Annotated in this window: 16 protein-coding genes; 15 read left to right on the top strand and 1 reads right to left on the bottom strand. The window is 66.4% G+C overall.

The annotated features are described in order from the left end of the window. The first annotated feature begins 7 nt into the window (after nucleotides 1–7). The gene (locus tag DJ70_RS05285; protein WP_094530828.1) at nucleotides 8–1,930 is read left to right on the top strand and encodes a heavy metal translocating P-type ATPase; all 1,923 of its coding nucleotides are present in this window, start codon (nucleotides 8–10) and stop codon (nucleotides 1,928–1,930) included. Nucleotides 1,931–1,971: 41 nt separating this feature from the next. After that, nucleotides 1,972–2,625, top strand: coding sequence for a hypothetical protein (locus DJ70_RS18020; protein ID WP_094530830.1), 654 nt, complete (start codon nucleotides 1,972–1,974; stop codon nucleotides 2,623–2,625). 63 nt (nucleotides 2,626–2,688) lie between these two features. Here DJ70_RS18020 and DJ70_RS05295 read toward each other — a convergent pair whose 3' ends face one another. After that, nucleotides 2,689–3,330 carry a helix-turn-helix domain-containing protein gene (locus tag DJ70_RS05295; RefSeq protein ID WP_094530832.1) on the bottom strand — a complete coding sequence of 214 codons (642 nt, stop codon included), beginning with the start codon at nucleotides 3,328–3,330 and terminating at the stop codon, nucleotides 2,689–2,691. 232 nt (nucleotides 3,331–3,562) lie between these two features. Between DJ70_RS05295 and DJ70_RS05300 the strand changes: the two genes are divergently transcribed. The 13 genes from DJ70_RS05300 (at nucleotide 3,563) to DJ70_RS05360 (ending at nucleotide 19,483) form a co-directional block, all read left to right on the top strand. After that, nucleotides 3,563–5,242, top strand: a complete 1,680-nt coding sequence (locus tag DJ70_RS05300; RefSeq protein ID WP_143420939.1) for a COG1361 S-layer family protein — start codon at nucleotides 3,563–3,565, stop codon at nucleotides 5,240–5,242. A 15-nt stretch (nucleotides 5,243–5,257) separates the two neighbouring features. After that, nucleotides 5,258–7,735: an efflux RND transporter permease subunit gene (locus tag DJ70_RS05305; RefSeq protein WP_094530836.1), complete on the top strand. Its 2,478-nt coding sequence runs from the start codon at nucleotides 5,258–5,260 to the stop codon at nucleotides 7,733–7,735. Between the two features lie 159 nt (nucleotides 7,736–7,894). Further along, nucleotides 7,895–8,554: a helix-turn-helix domain-containing protein gene (locus DJ70_RS05310; protein ID WP_094530838.1), complete on the top strand. Its 660-nt coding sequence runs from the start codon at nucleotides 7,895–7,897 to the stop codon at nucleotides 8,552–8,554. A 213-nt stretch (nucleotides 8,555–8,767) separates the two neighbouring features. Then, nucleotides 8,768–9,403, top strand: coding sequence for a hypothetical protein (locus tag DJ70_RS05315; protein ID WP_094530840.1), 636 nt, complete (start codon nucleotides 8,768–8,770; stop codon nucleotides 9,401–9,403). Between the two features lie 155 nt (nucleotides 9,404–9,558). Continuing rightward, nucleotides 9,559–10,236: a QcrA and Rieske domain-containing protein gene (locus DJ70_RS05320; RefSeq protein WP_094530937.1), complete on the top strand. Its 678-nt coding sequence runs from the start codon at nucleotides 9,559–9,561 to the stop codon at nucleotides 10,234–10,236. Next, a complete protein-coding gene (locus DJ70_RS05325; protein WP_094530842.1) occupies nucleotides 10,236–11,732 on the top strand; it encodes a cytochrome b in 1,497 nt (498 codons plus the stop codon). The genes DJ70_RS05320 and DJ70_RS05325 overlap by 1 nt, the downstream gene beginning before the upstream one ends. Beyond that, the gene (locus tag DJ70_RS05330; RefSeq protein ID WP_094530844.1) at nucleotides 11,725–11,925 is read left to right on the top strand and encodes a hypothetical protein; all 201 of its coding nucleotides are present in this window, start codon (nucleotides 11,725–11,727) and stop codon (nucleotides 11,923–11,925) included. The genes DJ70_RS05325 and DJ70_RS05330 overlap by 8 nt, the downstream gene beginning before the upstream one ends. Then, complete coding sequence (locus tag DJ70_RS05335) at nucleotides 11,918–14,932, top strand: nitrate reductase subunit alpha (protein WP_094530846.1); 3,015 nt, start codon at nucleotides 11,918–11,920, stop codon at nucleotides 14,930–14,932. The genes DJ70_RS05330 and DJ70_RS05335 overlap by 8 nt, the downstream gene beginning before the upstream one ends. Further along, complete coding sequence (narH, locus tag DJ70_RS05340) at nucleotides 14,929–16,029, top strand: nitrate reductase subunit beta (RefSeq protein ID WP_094530848.1); 1,101 nt, start codon at nucleotides 14,929–14,931, stop codon at nucleotides 16,027–16,029. Before DJ70_RS05335 ends, narH begins: the two co-directional genes overlap by 4 nt. Continuing rightward, a complete protein-coding gene (locus DJ70_RS05345; RefSeq protein ID WP_094530850.1) occupies nucleotides 16,019–16,903 on the top strand; it encodes an ethylbenzene dehydrogenase-related protein in 885 nt (294 codons plus the stop codon). The genes narH and DJ70_RS05345 overlap by 11 nt, the downstream gene beginning before the upstream one ends. Further along, nucleotides 16,900–17,727 (top strand): molecular chaperone TorD family protein, encoded by an 828-nt coding sequence (locus DJ70_RS05350; RefSeq protein WP_094530852.1) that lies wholly within the window; start codon nucleotides 16,900–16,902, stop codon nucleotides 17,725–17,727. The genes DJ70_RS05345 and DJ70_RS05350 overlap by 4 nt, the downstream gene beginning before the upstream one ends. After that, nucleotides 17,724–18,650 (top strand): phosphate ABC transporter permease, encoded by a 927-nt coding sequence (locus tag DJ70_RS05355; RefSeq protein WP_245810701.1) that lies wholly within the window; start codon nucleotides 17,724–17,726, stop codon nucleotides 18,648–18,650. Before DJ70_RS05350 ends, DJ70_RS05355 begins: the two co-directional genes overlap by 4 nt. Beyond that, a complete protein-coding gene (locus tag DJ70_RS05360; protein WP_094530854.1) occupies nucleotides 18,647–19,483 on the top strand; it encodes a HEAT repeat domain-containing protein in 837 nt (278 codons plus the stop codon). The genes DJ70_RS05355 and DJ70_RS05360 overlap by 4 nt, the downstream gene beginning before the upstream one ends. Nucleotides 19,484–19,487: the final 4 nt, after the last annotated feature.

Consider the following 19,487-nt stretch of genomic DNA (forward strand, 5'->3'; position numbering starts at 1 on the left):
ACCGATCATGGATACCCAATCGATCGAACAGTACTATCGCCAACATCGGAAGGCCATCGTCGTCGCGATGAGTGGTCTCCTCTACGCTGGCGGCTGGAGTATCGGCTACGTCCCCGGCTTTGACGCCGCGAGCACCGCGATCTTGATCCTCGCGGCGATCATCGGCGGCTACGACATCGCCAAGACCGCCTACTACGAGGTCAAAAGCCGAACACTCGGCATCAAGACGCTGGTGACGCTGGCCGCTGTCGGCGCGATCGCTATTGGATCGTACTGGGAAGCCGCCGCGGTGGTCTTCCTGTTCGCGCTGGGATCGTACCTCGAAGGGCGGACGATGCGCAAGACGCGTAACGCGCTCGAAGAGCTCCTCGAAATGACGCCGGATACGGCCACCGTGCGCCGCGACGGCGAGCAAAAAGAGGTGCCCGCTCGCGAGGTCGAAGCGGGCGAGATTGTCATCGTCAAACCCGGCGAGAAGATCCCCGTCGACGGCGACGTCGTGGAGGGGGAAAGCGCCGTCAATCAAGCACCGGTCACCGGCGAGAGCGCCCCCGTCCACAAGGCCGACGGCGACGAGGTCTACGCCGGGACGGTCAACCAGGAAGGAGCGTTGGAAGTCACGACTACCGGTACCGGCACGGACACGACGCTCCAACGGATCATTCAACGCGTCGAGGGGGCCCAAGAGGCCCAGTCGCCGACCGAGAGTCTGATCGACCGCTTCGCCAAATACTACACCCCGGCCGTTATCGCGCTCGCCATCGGAGCGTACGCGGTCACGCAGAACGCGGTCCTCTCGCTAACGCTGCTGGTCATCGGCTGTCCCGGTGCGCTGGTCATCGGGCCGCCGGTGAGCATTGTCTCGGCCATCGGTAACGCCGCGCGAAACGGCGTTCTCATGAAGGGCGGTGAGCACCTCGAGCAGGCGGGTAAGATCGACCTGGTCGCCTTTGACAAGACCGGCACGCTCACGAAAGGCGAGACGGCAGTCGCCGACGTCGAAGGATTCGACGCCGATGACGACGAGGTGCTGGACCTGGCAGCCATCGCCGAAATGAAGAGCGAACACCATCTCGGCGACGCCATCCTCGATGCGGCCCAGAACCGCCGGGACCCCGTGACCGACGGTGGGGCAACTACCGCCGAATCGGGCACTCGGTCGCCGACGGAGACCGGCTCGCTCTCCGAACCGGACGACTTCGAGGTAGTCGCCGGGAAGGGCGTCGTCGCTCACCACGACGACCGCGAGATCGTCGTCGGGAACCGCGCGCTCCTCGACGAGCGCGGAATCGACCTTCCGAACGACGTCGCCGAGTACGTCCGCGACCGTGAGGAGCGCGGCGAGACCGCCATCCACGTCGTCCTCAACGGAACTGTAGTCGGCGCTATCGCGCTCCACGATGAACTGCGCGACGCTGCGCCTGGCGTCATCCAGGAGTTACGGGACGCCGGGATCGAGGCGGTGATGCTTACCGGCGACAACGAACGCGTCGCGGCCGCGGTCGCCGAAGAGATCGGCATCGACGACTACCGCGCCGAGTTGCTGCCCGAGAACAAACAGGATGTCGTTACGGAGTACCAGGCCGATGGGCACGTCGTGGCGATGACCGGCGACGGCATCAACGATGCGCCGGCGCTGGCGACCGCTGACGTCGGCATCGCCATGGGTGCAGCCGGGACGGATACCGCCATCGAGACGGCGGACATCGCGTTGATGGCCGACGACCTCGAGCGCATCCCCTACGCGGTGAAACTCAGCAAAGCCACGCGCTGGAATGTCCTCGAAAACGTCGGGCTGGCCCTCGTGGTGGTGACGATGCTGCTCGCGGGCGTGCTGACGAGCTACGTCACCCTCGCGCTCGGGATGCTCGTCCACGAGGCCAGCGTCCTCGCCGTGATCGGCAACGGCATGCGCCTGCTGCGGTACTGAACGGACTCGAATCACGAACGAGCGATCGCAACCGACTCACAATGTCAGAAAACACGACTCCGACCGACACGAACCGCACCGAGGAGAATTGGGCTGTCGAATACGACGTCGAACCGATCCGCGTCCGCGATCCCGTCGCGGAAGCACTCGGTGTCCTCAAGCCGGGTGCCCCGTTCGTCATCACCTATCGAGACGCGGTGAAAGAAGCGGGACACTCCTGTCCGACCGCCTCGGGTGCCTACCGGATCGCCCAGCTCGGACTCGACGCTCTGTATCCCGACAGCGATCCCGTCCGAAGCGAGATCGAAGTGCAGGCGGCCGGTCCCCGGGACGACGCCACATACGGCGTGATGAGCCGCATCGTCTCGCACGTGACCGGCGCGACCGAAGACGACGGCTTCGGCGGACTCGCCGGCGGCTACGGCGGACGCCGTGACCTCTTGCGGTTCGACGCGTTAGACCCGGACACTCCGGACCCGACGTTCCGCTTCCGACGAACCGACACGGACGCGACTATCGAAGTGACCTACCACGTCAGCAAGCTTCCTGACGGTGGACCCGCGATCGGAAACCTCCAGCAGATTCTCGATGGGTCAGCGAGCGACCAGCAACGAGAGGCCTTCGCTGACGCCTGGCATCGCCGCGTACAGATAGTCCTCAGCGACGACTCACTGTTCACCGTGGAATCAGCCTAGAACCGTCAGTAACATCGGTACGATGGGTTTGGATAGCCGGTCACGATTTTTGCCGTAGGGGTGTCACACGTCCATATGTTCCTCGACGAACCAGTGGATGATGTGCCCCTCTGCTCGATGGAGCAGGTCGCTACACGTCGCGTTCGCGATGTCGAGCACTTCGGCCACGTCGCTCAACGTCGATTCCCGCGGTGCGCGGTAGTAGCCCGCTTCGACAGCGGCGAGCAGCACCTCCTGCTGTCGGTCGGTCAGTAACTGGTCAGCTTGGCTCGCATCGATCTCGCGGACGTACTCGATCGCGAAGCCGATGCCCAAATCGTCGAGGTGATCGCCGAGACTCGAGAGTCGACTCGTCGATGTCGTCATCTCCCACGTAGCCTCTCCATTCTGAATGTCGAAGGGCATCTTGAGCGGGACACCAGCTCGCAAGACCGGGAGAAGCGGGAGCGGATTGGAAGTCTCTATCTGGATGAGCGCCTCGTCGTCGTGCTTCCAGAGCAGTTCGAGATCCTCGACGTCGTCACGTGACTGAATGTCGGTAATGAGGGGGAGCGGGTCAGCTGTCGTGAGTCGAACTAGTCCGATCCCGGTTCTCTCGCCGGGAATACTCGTGACGACTTGAAATACCACGTCCGGATGAGCGGTTGAGAGGTCTCCGATCCAGGTGTGTTCCGGGAGATCAACTGTGAGTTGCGCGTGCGGCATCGTCGGTAGTGTAGCATACTAGATCCCTTATAATAGCAGTAGACACGAATATATTAGGGATTCAGTTAACGATCCGCACTGGTCACGAACCAGCCGAGGGCTATCGTCGCGAGTGGCATCAGATCCGCTGTAAGACATCGAACTCGGCGTGGTTAGATGCGAATATATTAGCATACAACGGATATATTCGCGTAAATAACCAACGTTCTAGTCCCCCTTTTGATCAACTAACGTGCCAAACATCCCATTCAATCGTCGAGATGATGACGATACGCGAGACACACGGAGTCGCATCCGCAGAAGTGTTATTCTCGTATTGTTCCTCACGGTAGTCCTCTTGTTGACTCCCATTAGTGGCATCGGTCTCGTGGACGCACAAGAAACGACGAGCGACGACCGGTTCGTTCGCGGCGAACCCGACCTCGACGTGCATGTTCCGTCGAACACGGTCGCTCCGGGCCAGACCCAAGCGATCGAGCTGTTCGTTACGAACGACGGGGAGATCCAGGTCGGGTCAGTCAACAACCGCAATACCGTTACCAAAGCACGGAACGTACGAGCGACCGTCGAGGCCGATGATGACTCGCCGATCACGGTCGAGACCGGAACGCAAGCGGTGGGCTCAGTTACGAACGACCAACCGAAGGGTACCTCGTTCCGACTGACAGTCCCCGAAGACGCCGACCCCGGTGAATACGACTTGGACGTCGAACTCGACTACTCGTTCACGAGACAGATATCCGATCGGTCAGGCATAACGGATGAACGGTCCGCATCGGAGACTCGAACGGTTACGATCGAGATCGACGACGACGCCCAATTTATCGTCCGGAACACGTCCACGTCCGCGCAGATCGGTGACTCGGGTGAATTGTCGTTGGAAATGGAGAACGTTGGAACGCGGACAGCGTATAACGCGAGCGTCAGGACGACATCGACAAACGGGAACGTCGTCTTTGGCGAGTCCGCGGTCGATGAGACGCACGCCGGATCGTGGGAGCCAGGCGAGGTAAAAAGGGTCACGCACGACGTTTCCGTCAGAGACGACACCAGCGTTCGTCCGTACACGTTCGACACTGCCGTCTCGTTCGACGACCGCGACGGGATCGAGAACGTGGACGACGGGATCAGTAGCAGTGTGTCACCGCTTCCCGCACAGGCGTTCGAGGTCGAACTGACCGAGTCGACGCTCCGGGTCGACGAGGAGGGGTGGATCCGCGGCGAAGTGACGAACACCGGACCGGCTACCGCCGAAAGCGTCGAGCTCCGCGCTCCGCTGGCGGATCCGAACCTGTATCCGATCGAGAACTCGTACGCCGTTGGGACGCTTGAACCGGGAGAGACGGCGTCGTTCGCACTGCGCCTCGATGTCGGCGGCGAAGCCGAAGCGATTCGGAAACTCATCGACGTAGACGTTCGGTATCGGACCATGGACCGCAACAAGCGGGTGGACGACGACGGTGACGTGATCGTCGATGTACAGGACCGTCGCAGCGAGTTCCGCCTCGCCTCACAGCAAGATCAGATCACCGCCGGAGAGACAGAAACCATCACTATCGAGGTGACCAACAATCTTGACGAGACAGTTACTGATATCGAACCGAAACTGTTCACCGACGATCCGCTGTCCGCCCCCGATGACATCGCGTTCGTTCCCGAGTTGAAACCTGGAGAAACGACGACGATTCGCTTCGAAGTGAGCGTCGGCCAAGACACGGTACCGAAGACGTACGCGGCGACCGTCGACATGCGGTACGACGACGCCGACGGCGAAAGCCAGATCTCCGACACGCATCGGGTGACGATCACGGTCGGTGAGCCCGCCGAGACGACGAACCCGCTTCTCATCGGGGTCGCCGTCGCACTCCTCGTCGTTCTCACGGCGGGGCTGTATGCTTGGAGGCTCCGATAATGCCGGTTCGAAACGATGAATGACGAGCACATCCTCGTCTCGGCACTGAGCGACTGGATCGTTAACCATCCGGTACAGGTCGTCGTCCTGTTTCTACTGCTCACTGCCGGGTTTGCAACCGGAATGAACGATATCCGGATGGAGGGCGGAACCGACCAGTTCTCCGAAGACATCGATGCGTACCAAGTCAACGAGTATGTCGACGAGACGTTTGGCTCCACCTTCGAGGACGATCCGGATACGACGCTCCTGCTTCAGGACGATCGAGATGTTCTTTCGAAGGAGAGCCTGTTGCGGATGCTCTCCGTCCAACGCGAGATAGAGGACCGCACCTCACAGCGCGTAATAGAGATGGCGAGTCCGGCAGGATTCGTGGCGACCGAACTTGATCCATCGGCCACGACGACCGACGCGCAGATCCGAACGATACGGATGGCAACTGACACGGAAGTGCGGCGGGCGATACGGGTCCAAAGCGAGAATCCGGAGTTCATACGGCTGGTTGGAGATGACTTCAGTCCGCAATCCGCATCCGCCACGGCGGCGATCGGCGTCGTCAGCCACGATGCAAAAGACAATTCTGAAACCTTCGAACAGATCCAACTCGAAACACAGCGTATCGCGAACGCAGCTGACGGGGATATCCGGGTGTTCGGTTCGGGAATCTCCGAACACGAGAATATGCAGGTCTTACAGGATTCGCTCTCGGCGTCGATTCCTGCGGTCATCATCCTGCTGGTTCTCTTCTTGGCGATCTCCTATCGTGACCCGTTCGACCTGTTTTTAGCCGTTGTCGGGCTTGCGATGTCGTTGATCTGGACGTTCGGCTTCCTCGGCCACGCTGGAATCCCGTTTACCCAGTTACAGGTGGCCTTACCGCCACTTCTGCTGGCTATCGGTGTCGATTTCGGGATCCACGTCATCAATCGCTACCGCGAGGAGATCGACGACTCTGCGGTTGCAGATCCTGTCGATAACGCGACGGTGGCAAAAACGGTTCGCCGGGCAATCGCTCCGCTCATGGTGGCGTTCTTCATGGTAACGACGACATCGGTGATTGGATTCTCCGCAAACATGGCGAGCGGGCTGTCGCCCATCGCCGACTTCGGGCTCGTCGCCGCGGTCGGAATCGTCGCCGTAATGTTGATCTTCGCCGTGTTTTTGCCGGCCGCAAAGCTCCTGGTCGAGCAGCTCCGGCACCGAACGCCGTTACCGGCGTTCACCTCGAAACCGCTTGGTGACGAAGATTCGATACTGGGGAGGTTCATTCCGTATCATCTCAACATTACGAACCGCATGCCCGTGTTGTTCCTGCTCGTGTTGGTGGTGACTGCCGGGGCAGCGGGCTACTACGGGCAGGACGTTGGATCGTCGTTCGAGGACGAGGATATGCTCCCTCCCGAGGAGCTTCCGGACTACTTAAACGCGCTGCCGGCAGGACTGCAGCCCGGAACGTACACCGTCACGGAGAGCCTCGGTTTCCTCGAAGACGAGTTCGAGACGACGGAGGATGAGACCGTAACGATATATCTACAGGGATCGTTCGCGGAGGACCACGCGTTGGAGTCGATCCATCGGGCGGGGAACGATCCTCCATCGTCGGTCGTCACCGACGACTCTCGACAAGCCGAGACGACGAGCATTTTGACCGTGATCGACGCCTACGCCGAGGAGTCCGCGTCGTTCAAGGCATTGGTTGAACGGAGCGATCGGACGGATAACGGCGTTCCAGACGCCAACGTGGAGCGCATTTACGACGAATTGCTTTCCTCGCCATACGAAACGGAAGCGCTCCGATACATCACTGCGGACTACCGAGAGATGCGGATCGTCTACTCCGTCGAGACCGATTCGACCGACGCGGCGATCACCGCGGATGCGGAGTCAATAGCGGACGGGCCCTACCGATACGAAGCCATCGAGAGCGGAGACATCATTGTGTTCCAGCGGGTCTCCGAGGAGGTCCGCAACTCGGCGATCACGGCGTTGATGATCGCTCTCTCGCTCGGCGTGATCTTCCTGACGGGACTGTACTACGCGCTAGAACGACGGCCGATATTGGGCGTAGTGACGCTCTCGCCGATCATCATCACACTCCTGTTTCTGGTTGCAACCATGCGGTACCTCGGTATCCCGTTCAATACGCTCACGGCGACAATTCTGTCGGTCACGGTCGGAATCGGCATCGATTACGCGATCCACGTCGTTCATCGGTTCACCGAAGAGTTCGATGCCAGGGACGACGGGCTCGCTGCGGCCCGGATTACCCTTCAAGGAACTGGCGGTGCCCTATTCGGAACCACAGTCACGACTGCGAGTGCCGGTATCGCGTTGTATTATCTCTCGATCACACCGATCCTGATCCAGTTCAGAGCGTTGATCGCCATTAGCGTCACCTACGCGTTCATCGCTTCCACCGTTGTGCTTCCGGTGGTCCTCATCATGTGGACCCGATGGGAGTCCGCTAGGGAGACACATGGGTCGTGGTATTGACCCAATTTCTGGTTCGACAGCCACTTGTTCGAGTAATATGTGGGACCCACACAGATCGGCCCGGGATCGCATGGATCCATAGGTCGCCGTTCCGGTCGGTCTTTGCGTTCACATCGGCGCCAAATTTATTATAACTGACTGAACTATCAGCGACCACCCGTGGCTGATACGATTCTGGTCAAGTTAGCGATCCCCGCCTGCGACCGCTGTCCCGTAGCCACGCTTTCGGAGCGGACGCCCCTGCGAGAGGTTCGGATCGATCCCACCGACGAACGGGTCGACTTCGTCGCCAGCGAACTCACGTCTGACCCGCCGGGAGACCTAGAGCTACTGGAGTTCGCCGGGGAGATACACGGACGATACGACCTAGAGAGGACCGCATCCAATCTCGAGGGCGACACGTGCGACGACTGCGCCTGCGACGAATTTCCGCCGGCGTTCTCGAGTGTCCCGGTGTCGCCGCGGGAGGCCCGGATCGACGACGGCGAGCTGATCGTCACCTTCGTGCTGACCGGGTACGGCGAGCTGCAGGCGGTCGTCAACGCGTTCGACGCGACCGAAGTCCGCCAGATCCTCGTCGATCGGGACGTAGAAGACGGCGACGGGCGGTCGGACGTCGTTCCGATCGACCTGACCGGCGTGACGGAGCGACAGGCGACGGTCGCCGCGCTCGCGGTCGAGAAGGGGTACTTCGAGCCGGACGGCGCTACCGCCGACGAGATCGCCGCCGAGCTCGGGGTGGCCAAGTCGACCGTCTCGGAGCACCTCCGGCTCGTGACGGCCACCGTGCTGTCCCAGCTGTTCGGCGAGGGTACTTAAATCGCCGAATAGTTCGGGAGTAGCTAGTTGTTCGTTTCGGGTCCTAGGGTACAGTATGTCACGACTCTGTATTCCGTAATTAATTCCGTGACCGGACGCCCGCGAGGCACCGAGAGCTCACAAGCGATCGCCGCGGCGGACGGCGGGCCGGCGCCGCGGGGCCGCGTTCGTACCGCCGAGCCGGCTCAACGACACGACACACGACACACACCTATGGACAGACGAACGATCGCGATCCTCCTCATCGTGCTCGCCGTGCTGCTGCCGACGTGGTACGTCGGCCTGCACGGCGAGCCGCCCTCGGAGGAGGTCAGGATCGACCAGAGCGTGAGCGAGATGCAGCCGCTGGAGGGGTTCGTCGACGCGCCGAACAAGCTCTCACCGAGTCAGGTCGGCGTGATCGTCTGGGTCGCCCTGTTCGGGCTTCTCGGAGCCATGGCGTTCTTCCACCGCTTCATGAACCGAGCCGCCCGCCCCGACGCGAGCGGTGGGGGACCGAGCGACGCCGGCGGCGCTGACGACCCGGCCGCGTCCGACGGCGGGCTCAACGCCCCGCCGCCGGACGGGACGAACCGGGCGACGTTCCCCTGGTTCGAGACGGAGGACCGGTGGGTCGTCCAGTACCACGACGCGAGCGACGCCATCGAGGGGCTCGTCGCGATGGGCGGGCTCACCGTCCTCGCTATCGTCTTCTCGGCGCTGCTGACGGCCGAGTACCTCACTCTGGCGCGCACCCAGTACTTCGGCGTGTACGCCTTCGGGCTGTTCATGTCGCTGCTGGGCTCGACGGTGTCGTACTACGCCTGGTTCATGCCACACGTCGAAGTCGCCGAACGGAGGGACCACTGATGGGAGACGACGCACCCGACACGCGACCGACGGGAGACGGAATCGACGCCCCGCCGAGCGACGGCCCTCGCGAGCGCGAGGCGCCCGGCGGGCGTACCGATGTCGACGCGTCCGACGCCGACGCTTCCGACGCGTCCGACGCCGACGCTTCCGACGTGTCCGACGCCGACGCTTCCGACGCGTCCGACGCCGAGGGAGAACTGTGCGACGCCTGCCCGGAGAACGACGGCGGGCCCGCCGTCGACCCGAGTATCTTCCGGCCGTTCTGGAAGGACGCGCGCGCCGAACTCAAGCGCCGCGACTACGCGAAGGTCCTCGCGACGGTCGGCGGGATCACGGCGGTCGGAAGCCTCGCCGCGCCGGTCGCGGGGCTCACGCGGGTGTTCGAGCGCAAGTATCAGGGCCCGGTGTACGAGGAGGGGATCCCCCTCGTCGACGAGGCGGGTGAGCGGATCGCGGAGGACCGCATCGCCCCCGGCGAACAGCTCACGGTGTTCCCGGAGCCGCGCCCGGGGATCGACGACGCCCCGACGCTGCTCGTGCGCTTCGAGGAGTCGGCGTACGGCGACCAGGTGCGCGACGAGTACACCGTCGGCGGGTACGCCGCGTTCTCGAAGGTGTGCACCCACGCCGGCTGCATGGTCGCCGACCGCGACGGCGACGTGCTCGTCTGTCCGTGCCACTCCGGGCGGTTCGACCCGGTGACGGGCGCGCAGGTCGTCGGGGGACCGCCCCCGCGGGCGCTGCCGCAGCTCCCGATCACGCTCTCGGGCGACGGCTACCTCGTCGCGACCGGGGACTTCCAGGGGCCGGTCGGCCCCGGGGGTGAGTGATGTCCCGGATCGACGCCGCGACCGAGCGGGCCGAGTCCGCGTACGACTGGGTCGACTCGCGGCTGGACCTGGACGACGCGAGCGACTTCCTCGGGAAGGCATTCCCCGCGGAGGACTCGTTCCTCCTCGGCGAGGTCGCGCTGTTCTGTTTCGGGATCCTCGTCGCGACCGGGACGTTCCTCGCGTTCTTCTACGAGCCGAGCACGACCGCCGTCGAGTACAGCGGGAGCGTCGTGCAGTACCAGGGTCAGGAGCTGCCGGCGGCGTTTACGAGCGTCCTCTACATCACCTACGACGTGCCGTTCGGGATGTTCCTGCGGCGCATGCACCACTGGGCGGCGCACCTGTTCGTCGCCTCGATCGCCCTGCACATGCTCCGCGTCTTCTTCACCGGCGCGTACCGGAACCCGCGCGAGCCGAACTGGCTCGTCGGGACCGGCCTCGCCGGGCTGGCGATGTTCGCGGCCTACACCGGCTACTCGCTCCCGTACGACGAGTTCGCGAGCACGGCGGTCGGCATCGGCTACAACGTCGCCGCCTCGATCCCGATAGTCGGCGACCCGCTCGCGAGCATCGTCTTCGGCGGTCAGTTCCCGACGAGCGCGACGATCCCGCGGCTGTTCTTCTTACACGTCTTCCTCATCCCGGCCGCGATCGCGGGGCTCATCGCCGTCCACATGGCCATCCTCGTCCGGCAGAAACACACCGAGGCGCAGCGCGACGGAGACGTGAGCGCCGCGGGAGCGGGCAGTGCCGCCGGGGATACCTCGAGAACGAGTAGCAACCCGGAGGCGACCGACGGCGGCGCGCGCCTGATCGACCGCGACGACGACAGCGTCGTGATCGGGCTCCCCGCGTTCCCGAACCAGGCCGCGGTGAGCGCGGTCGTGTTCTTCCTCACGATGGCCGTGCTCTCGCTGCTCGCCGGGCTGCTCCCCGTTCACAACATCGCTCAATACGGACCGAACGACCCGGCGTCGACGCCGTCGCTCGTCATGCCGGACTGGTTCCTGATGTGGGGGTACGGGTTCCTGAAGCTCACCCCGTCGTGGATGAGCTTCGACGTGCTCGGGATCCACGTCAGTTCGGAGTTCGTGGGCGGGCTGCTCCTCCCGAGTCTGGTGTTCGTCGCCGTGGCGGTCTGGCCGTTCATCGACCGCGCGGAGGAGCCGGAGCACTTCACGCGGAACTACCTCGACCGCCCGTTCCCGACCGCGGTCGGCATCACCGGCGTCACGCTCGTCATGGTCGCCTCGATCGCCGGCATGGACGTGATCGTCGCCGAGATCCTCGGCACGTCGACGGCCGCGCTCCGCCCCTATCTGATCGGGGCGCTCGTGCTCGTTCCCGCCGCGGCCGGCACGCTCACTTACGCGATCCTCGGCGGCTTCGAGGGGGAGACGGAGGGAGGACCGCCACCGGCGAGCGGCGAGGACCGGTCGACGTCGGGAGACGACGGCACGCCGTCACCCACGGAGGGATCGGACGATGACTGACTCTGACGCATTCCGGTTGGCCGAGCTGTCGCCGCGCCGGTACCGCTGGGCGGATCGGGCGACGAAACTGGCCGGCGTGGGGCTGATCGCCGCCGGACTCGACGCAGGCGGCGGCACGCCCGCGGGCGTCGCGTTCGCGGCGCTCGGCGTCGCACTCGGCCTCGCGACCGTTCTCATCGACAAACATGACTGACACGACAGACACATCGAACGAATCGACACGCGACGCCTCCGGCACCGCGCGCCGCGACTTCCTGAAGGGGGTCGGAGCGGCGGCCGCCGTCGGCGCCACCGGGCTGGGGTCCGCGCAGGACCTCACCGAGATGAATACGCTGGAGGTGGTCGACGACCCGATCGGAAACTACCCGTACCGCGACTGGGAGGACCTCTACCGCGAGGAGTGGGACTGGGACGGCAAGGCCCGTTCGACGCACAGCGTCAACTGCACGGGCAGCTGCTCCTGGCAGGTGTACACGCGGAACGGGCAGGTGTGGCGCGAGGAGCAGGCCGGCGACTACCCGCGCTTCGACGAGTCGCTCCCCGACCCGAACCCGCGCGGCTGTCAGAAGGGGGCGTGTTTCACCGACTACGTGAACGCCGACCAGCGCGTCACGCACCCGCTCCGCCGGACCGGCGAGCGCGGCGAGGGGAAGTGGGAGCGGATCTCCTGGGACGAGGCGCTCACCGAGATCGCCGAGGAGGTCATCGACGCCGTCGAGGACGAAGAGTACGACGCGATCAGCGGCTTCACGCCGATCCCGGCGATGAGTCCCGTCTCGTTCGCCTCCGGGAGCCGCCTCGTCAACCTGCTCGGCGGCGTCAGCCACTCCTTCTACGACTGGTACTCCGACCTCCCGCCGGGACAGCCGATCACGTGGGGGACCCAGACCGAGAACGCCGAGAGCGCCGACTGGTACAACGCCGACTACATCATCGCCTGGGGCTCGAACATCAACGTCACGCGGATCCCCGACGCGAAATACTTCCTCGAGGCCGGCTACGACGGCGCCAAGCGCGTCGGGATCTTCACCGACTACAGCCAGACGGCGATCCACTGCGACGAGTGGATCGGTCCCGATCCCGGTAGCGACACCGCGCTCGCGCTCGGGATGGCCCGAACCATCGTCGACGAGGGGTTGTACGACGAGGAGCATTTAAAAGAGCAGACGGACATGCCGCTGCTCGTCCGCGAGGACACCGGGAAGTTCCTCCGCGCGAGCGAGGTGTCCGGGCTCGACGTCGACGCCGACCGCCCGGAGAAGGTGTTCGTCATGCAGGACGCCGACGGCGGCCTCCGGACGGCGCCCGGCTCGCTCGGCGAGCGGGACGGACAGCACGACCACTCCCTGAGCATCGAGCTCGACTTCGACCCCGACCTCGACGCCGAGCGCACGGTTCAGACGACCGACGGCGCGGTCGAGACCCGCACCGTCTGGCAGAACCTCCGCGACGAGCTGTCGGAGTACACTCCCGAGGTGGTCAACGAGATCACCGGCGTCGGGAGGCAGACACACCAGAAGATCGCCCGCGAGTTCGCCGAGGTCGACCGCGCGAAGATCATCCACGGCAAGGGGGTCAACGACTGGTACCACAACGACCTCGGCAACCGCGCCATCCAGCTGCTCGTCACGCTCACTGGGAACCTCGGTCGACAGGGGACCGGCCTCGATCACTACGTCGGCCAGGAGAAGATCTGGACGTTCAAGGGGTGGAAGAACCTCTCGTTCCCGACCGGGAGCGTCCGGGGCGTCCCGACGACGCTGTGGACGTACTACCACGCCGGGATCATGGAGAATACGGACCCGGAGACGGCCGCGAAAATTCAAGAGTCGATCGACAAGGGGTGGATGCCGCTGTACCCGAGCGAGCGCGACGACGGGAGCCGTCCCGACCCCAGACTCATGTTCGTCTGGCGCGGGAACTACTTCAATCAGGCCAAAGGGAACATCGCCGTCGAGGAGGAGCTGTGGCCGAAGCTCGACCTCGTCGTCGACATCAACTTCCGGATGGACTCGACGGCGCTCAACAGCGACATCGTGCTCCCGACGGCGAGCCACTACGAGAAGCACGACCTGTCGGTGACGGACATGCACACGTACGTCCACCCGTTCACGCCGGCGGTCGAGCCGCTGGGTGAGTCGAAGACGGACTGGCAGATCTTCCGCGAGCTCGCCGCGAAGATCCAGGAGCTCGCCGAGGAGCGCGGCGTGGAACCGGTCGAGGATCGGAAGTTCGACCGCGAGATCGACCTCCAGTCCGTTCACGACGACTACACGCGCGACTGGATCGACAACGAGCCCGGCGCGCTGGCCGAGGACAAGGCGGCCGCGGAGTTCATCCTCGAGAACTCCGAGGAGTCGAACCCGGAGGGCACCGACGAGCAGCTCACGTTCGACGACATCGAAGAGCAGCCGCGTCGCCTCCTCGAGACCGGCGACCACTGGTCGTCGGACATCGAGGAGGGCGAGGCGTACTCGCCGTGGAAGGACTACGTGCAGGACAAGAACCCGTGGCCGACGTTCACCGGGCGCCAGCAGTACTACATCGACCACGACTGGTTCTTAGAGCTCGACGAGCAGCTCCCCACGCACAAGGAGGGCCCGGTGCTCCAGGAGAAGTCGGAGTACCCGCTGAGCTACAACACGCCGCACAGCCGCTGGTCGATCCACTCGACGTGGCGCGACGACAGCAAGATGCTCCGGCTGCAGCGCGGCGAGCCGACCGTCTACCTCAACCCGGAGGACGCGGCGGAGCGGGGGATCGAGGACGGCGACACCGTCCGCGTGTACAACGACCTCGACTCGGTCGAGGTGCAGGCGAAGATCTACCCGAGCGGGGAGCCCGGCACCGTCCGGCACTTCTTCAGCTGGGAGCGGTTCCAGTACCCCGACCGCAACAACTTCAACTCGCTCGTGCCGATGTACATGAAGCCGACGCAGCTCGTCCAGTACCCCGAGGACACGGGCGAACACCTCCACTTCTTCCCGAACTACTGGGGACCGACCGGGGTGAACAGCGACGTCCGGATCGAGGTCGAGCCGGTCGAGGAGGAGGCGGCCTCGCTCGACGCCGGCCTGCTCGGGGTGTCGGCGACGGGGTCAGAGTCGACCGATTCGGGATCGGAGTCGACCGATTCGGGGTCGAGGACGCGCGGCGCGTTGGGTCGCGTCTCGGACCTGCTCGGAGGTGACGGCTCGTGAGCAAGACCACAGACGACGCGGTCCGTCAGGCCGACGAGGCCGCCCGACAGACCGACGACGGCGACGTCCCCCTCGCGGAGGGCGTGGACCATCAGGTCGCGATGGTGATGGACCTGAACAAGTGCATCGGCTGCCAGACGTGCACGATCGCGTGTAAGACCAACTGGACCGAGTCCGGGGGGCGCGAGTACATGTACTGGAACAACGTCGAGACGAAGCCCGGCGCCGGCTACCCCCGCGACTGGGAGGAGATGGGCGGCGGCTGGGACGAGGACGGGCAGTCCCGGACGCCCGGCCAGCTCCCGGAGCAGGAGGACTACGGCCGCGCGTGGGAGTTCAACCACGAGGCGATCATGTACGAGGGGAGCGACGAGCCGCTCCGCCCCATGGAGAACGCCGACTGGGGTCCGAACTGGGACGAGGACGAGGGCACCGGCGAGTACCCCAACTCCTACTACTTCTACCTCCCTCGGATCTGCAACCACTGCACCCACCCCTCCTGCGTGGAGGCGTGCCCGCGCTCCGCGATCTACAAGCGCGAGGAGGACGGGATCGTCCTCGTCGACCAGGACCGCTGTCGCGGCTACCGGTACTGCGTCGAGGGGTGTCCGTACAAGAAGGTGTTCTACAACGCGCAGACGAAGACCAGCGAGAAGTGCATCTTCTGTTACCCCCGGATCGAGGGGGAGGGACCGGAGGGCGAGGTGCGGCCCCCCTCCTGCGCCGAGGACTGCCCGCCCCAGCTCCGGCACGTCGGCTTCCTCGACGACGAGGACGGGCCGATCTACAAGCTCGTGAACGAGTACGAGGTCGCCTTGCGGCTCCACCCCGAGTACCGCACGGAGCCGAACGTCTACTACATCCCGCCGTTCGCGCCGCCGCAGACGTCGGAGAGCGGCGAGACGGTGGACGCGGAGCGCATCCCGCGCAACTACCTGGAGGAGCTGTTCGGCCCGCAGGTGAACGAGGCGCTCAACACGATCAACCGCGAGCGCGATCGGGTCAGACAGGGCGAGGAGAGCGAGCTCATGGAGATCCTCTCGACCGTGAACAACGACGACCAGTACCGGCTGGAGGTGTTCGACGATGGGGCGTGACGCTGACCGGCCAGACGCCGAGCGCCCCGGCGACGACGAGGTCGACGACCGCGGGATCGGCTCGCGGGAGCTCGTCGTCGCGGCCGCGCTCGCGCTCGCCGTCGTGGCCGCGACCGCCGCCTTCCCGGCGGCCGTCGACGCGCGCGCGGCCTACGAGATCCCGGTCGAGGGACAGTCGAGCGCCGGCGACCTCGCGGAGCCGACCGGGGACGCGTGGGAGTCCGTCGAGACGGTGACTGTCCCGCTGAGCAGCACCGGCGCGGCGGTGCCGGGCGGCGCCGACACCACCGTCGAGTTCGTCCGCGTCGGGGCCGCGCGGACCGACGAGCGGCTCTACCTCAGGCTGTCGTGGAGCGACCCCACGGCGAACGAGTCGACGGGATCGCTCCGCGCGTTCGCCGACGCCGCCGCGGTCCAGCTCCCCGTCTCCTCGGAGTCGCGGCCGCCGATCGCGATGGGGTCGACCGACGAGCGGGTGAACGTCTGGTACTGGAACGCCGCCGACGGGACGGAGTCGCTGCTCGCCGGCGGCGCCGGGAGCACCACGCAGATGTCGGAGTCGGCGGTGGAGACGACCGCGACGCACACCGGCGACCGGTGGGCCGTCGTGTTCACTCGACCGCTCTCCGCCGACCGCGCGAACGTGACCGACGTCGACCCGGACCAGGACGTGAACGCCGCGTTCGCGGTCTGGGAGGGGTCGAACGACGAGCGCTCCGGACAGAAGGCCGCGAGCGAGTGGTACTACCTCTCGCTCGGGCCGGCCGAAGGCGGGCCGCCCTACGAGACGGTGCTGTGGGCGCTCGCCGGGATCGCCGTCGTATTCACCACGCTCGTGACCGTCGAAGGGATCCGCCGGACGAGGGGTGAGTGACCGTGTCGGAACCGATCGCCGAACGTGACGGTCCCGGGTTCGACGAGGGGCTTCGGGCAGGCGCGATCGACGAGGAGGCCGCGGCGCGCGGGAGCGTCTACGCGCTGGCGGCGGCGGCCTTCGCCGAGCCGAGCGGCGGCGTCCACGAGCGGTTCGCGGACGGATCGCTCGACGAGGCGATGGCGACGCTCGTCGACCGGAGCGGCCTCGACGTCGACCCGCCCGACCTGACCGTCGAGGACGACCGCGAGACGCTCGCGGCCCGGTACAACGACCTGTTCGTCGTCGGCTACTCAGAGGTGATCGACGGGACGGACGGAACGGTCGAGAACCAGGGACCGCCGGCCTCCCTGTACGAGTCGACGTACCGCTCCGACGTGTCGTGGAACGACGTGAACCTCGACCTCGCTCGGGCGTACGAGCACTTCGGCTGCGAGGTGGGCGGGGACGAGCGCCGCCACCACGACCACGCCCGGCTGGAGCTCGAGTTCGCGGGGTATCTCTGTCGGCTGGCCGCCGCGGGCGACGGAGACGGCGTCGCGGACGGCGGCAGCGACGGGGGGTCGGCCGGAGCCGCAGAGCCGTCTGACCTCCGCCGCGCCCGACTGGACTTCCACGACCGCCACCTCTCCGTCCTCGCGTCGGGGCTTCGGACGGCCCTCGACGAGGAGCCCGGCACGAGCGTCTACGGTCGCCTCGCGCGCTTCCTCGACGCCTTCGTCGCCGCCGATGTCGACGACCTCGCGGACCGGCTCGACGCCGGCGCCGGAGGCGACCGCGAACACGCGGTCACCGACGGTCCGGACGGGGGTGAGCGGTCGTGAGCTCACCGACCGAGCGGGCGAGCGGGCGGGCGGCCCCGTCGGCGCCGGTCGGTCGCCTCGGCGGTCGCGCGGGGTCGATCGGCCTGCTGGCCGCCGTCGGCGTCGGCTTCGCGACCGCGGTCCGCGTGCTGTACAACGCGCCGTTCGAGCCGGCCGGGTTCGCGTCGGAGCTGGTTCCGGTCACGGGGACGCTCGCGGCGCTCGCGAGCGGCGTCGCGCTGGCCGGTGTCGCGCTCTCGTCGGACCGTTCCGCGGTCCGCGTCGGGCTCCTGTTCGCCGGGGTGTTCGGCGTGCTCGCGACGATATCCGGCGCGGCGACCGTCGCCGCGGCAGTCGCGATCCCGATCGGCGCCGCGGTCGCGTTCGCCCGCGCGCTGGGGCCGCCGTCGACCTACTTCGAGCTCCGGCGCGCCGTCCTCGCGCTGGCGTTCGCGCTCGCCGCCGGACTCTCGCTCGCCGCGACGGCCGGGATCGCCGGCCCCGCCGTCCGGTCGGCCGGATCCGTCGTCTTCCTCGGCGGGGTGACGCTCCTCGCGGTCCGGGCCGAGGGCGATCCCGTCGCGCTCGTCGCGGGCGCGACCGCGTTCGCGGGGGTCGTTCTCGCGAGCGCCGCCGCGCCGTACGTCACCGGGAGCGCGCTGCTCGTCGGGTTCGCGATCGTCGGGAGCCCGCACCTGCTCGCCGCGACCGCGGCGTTCGGCGGGGTCGCGGCCGCCGTCGCCGGGCTCCGCGAGGGCGACGCGCGGCTCGCGATCGGCGCGGTCCTCTTGGTTCTCGCGGGAGTCCCCGCGACGCCGGGAGCCGCGACCGCCGTCTGTCTCGGCGCCGCGCTCGCGACGCTCGACGCCGAGGAGCTCTCCGGGGGGCGGGGCGCGCCGGACTCGGCGGGTCCGACGACCGAGAAGGGGGTGAGCGCCCGATGAGGGACCCGGACGAGGCGACGGACGGGCCGACCGACCCCCGCGTCCACCCCGAGGAGAGCCCGGGGTTCGGCGAGGAGCCGGACGGGCTCGAGGATATCGAGGTGAGCCGCGACGTGACGATCGGCGACGCGAGTCCGCGGGAGCTGCAGGCGACGGACACGGCCCCGCTCCGCGGGACCGACGCCGCCGCGAAGATCGAGGACCTCGTCGACGGCGACCCGGTCGAGCGCCGGCGGGCGGCGCTGGCACTGGGCGAAGGCCGACCGAGCGAGGCCGCCGTCGACGCGCTGATCGACCACGGCCTCGCCGACGACGACGCCGACGTGCGGCAGTTCGCCGTCGAGGCGCTCGGCGAGCTCGGCGGCGGGCGGGCGGGCGAGGCCGCGGTCGCGGCGTGTGACGACCCCGATCCGTGGGTCCGCGCCGAGGCCGTCGTCGCGCTCGACCGGATCGACCGCGGCGGGTACGCGGCGACGATCGAGGCGGCGCTGGACGACGACCACCACGCGGTCGTCAGAAACGCGATGGTCTCGCTGTTCAAGAGCCGCGGCGAGGCGTTGCTCCCGGTCCTGCTCGAGCTGTCGCACGCGGAGAGCGAGCGGCTCAGGGAGTGGGCCATCCACCTGCTCGCCGGCGTCGACGACGAGCGCGCGCTCGACCGCCTCGAGGCGGTCGCGGGCGACGAGACGGAGCCGAAGGTCGTCCGGAGCACCGCCGCCCGCGCGATCGACGCCGACCCCGGGAAGTTCCGGCGGCAGTTCAGCGGCGGCACGGAGAACGACAGCGCCGACCTGCCCGGCGAGAGCACGCTCAACCGCCGGCCGGACCTGTGAAGCG

Source organism: Halorubrum halodurans, assembly GCF_002252985.1.
Taxonomy (GTDB): domain Archaea; phylum Halobacteriota; class Halobacteria; order Halobacteriales; family Haloferacaceae; genus Halorubrum; species Halorubrum halodurans.

Bases quoted from the DNA above. Each gene is read 5' to 3' on its own strand.
- DJ70_RS05285 (WP_094530828.1), top strand. From the start codon at position 8: ATGGATACCCAATCGATCGAACAGTACTATCGCCAACATCGGAAGGCC.
- DJ70_RS18020 (WP_094530830.1), top strand. From the start codon at position 1,972: ATGTCAGAAAACACGACTCCGACCGACACGAACCGCACCGAGGAGAAT.
- DJ70_RS05295 (WP_094530832.1), bottom strand. From the start codon at position 3,330: ATGCCGCACGCGCAACTCACAGTTGATCTCCCGGAACACACCTGGATC.
- DJ70_RS05305 (WP_094530836.1), top strand. From the start codon at position 5,258: ATGAATGACGAGCACATCCTCGTCTCGGCACTGAGCGACTGGATCGTT.
- DJ70_RS05315 (WP_094530840.1), top strand. From the start codon at position 8,768: ATGGACAGACGAACGATCGCGATCCTCCTCATCGTGCTCGCCGTGCTG.
- DJ70_RS05325 (WP_094530842.1), top strand. From the start codon at position 10,236: ATGTCCCGGATCGACGCCGCGACCGAGCGGGCCGAGTCCGCGTACGAC.
- DJ70_RS05330 (WP_094530844.1), top strand. From the start codon at position 11,725: ATGACTGACTCTGACGCATTCCGGTTGGCCGAGCTGTCGCCGCGCCGG.
- DJ70_RS05335 (WP_094530846.1), top strand. From the start codon at position 11,918: ATGACTGACACGACAGACACATCGAACGAATCGACACGCGACGCCTCC.
- DJ70_RS05345 (WP_094530850.1), top strand. From the start codon at position 16,019: ATGGGGCGTGACGCTGACCGGCCAGACGCCGAGCGCCCCGGCGACGAC.
- DJ70_RS05360 (WP_094530854.1), top strand. From the start codon at position 18,647: ATGAGGGACCCGGACGAGGCGACGGACGGGCCGACCGACCCCCGCGTC.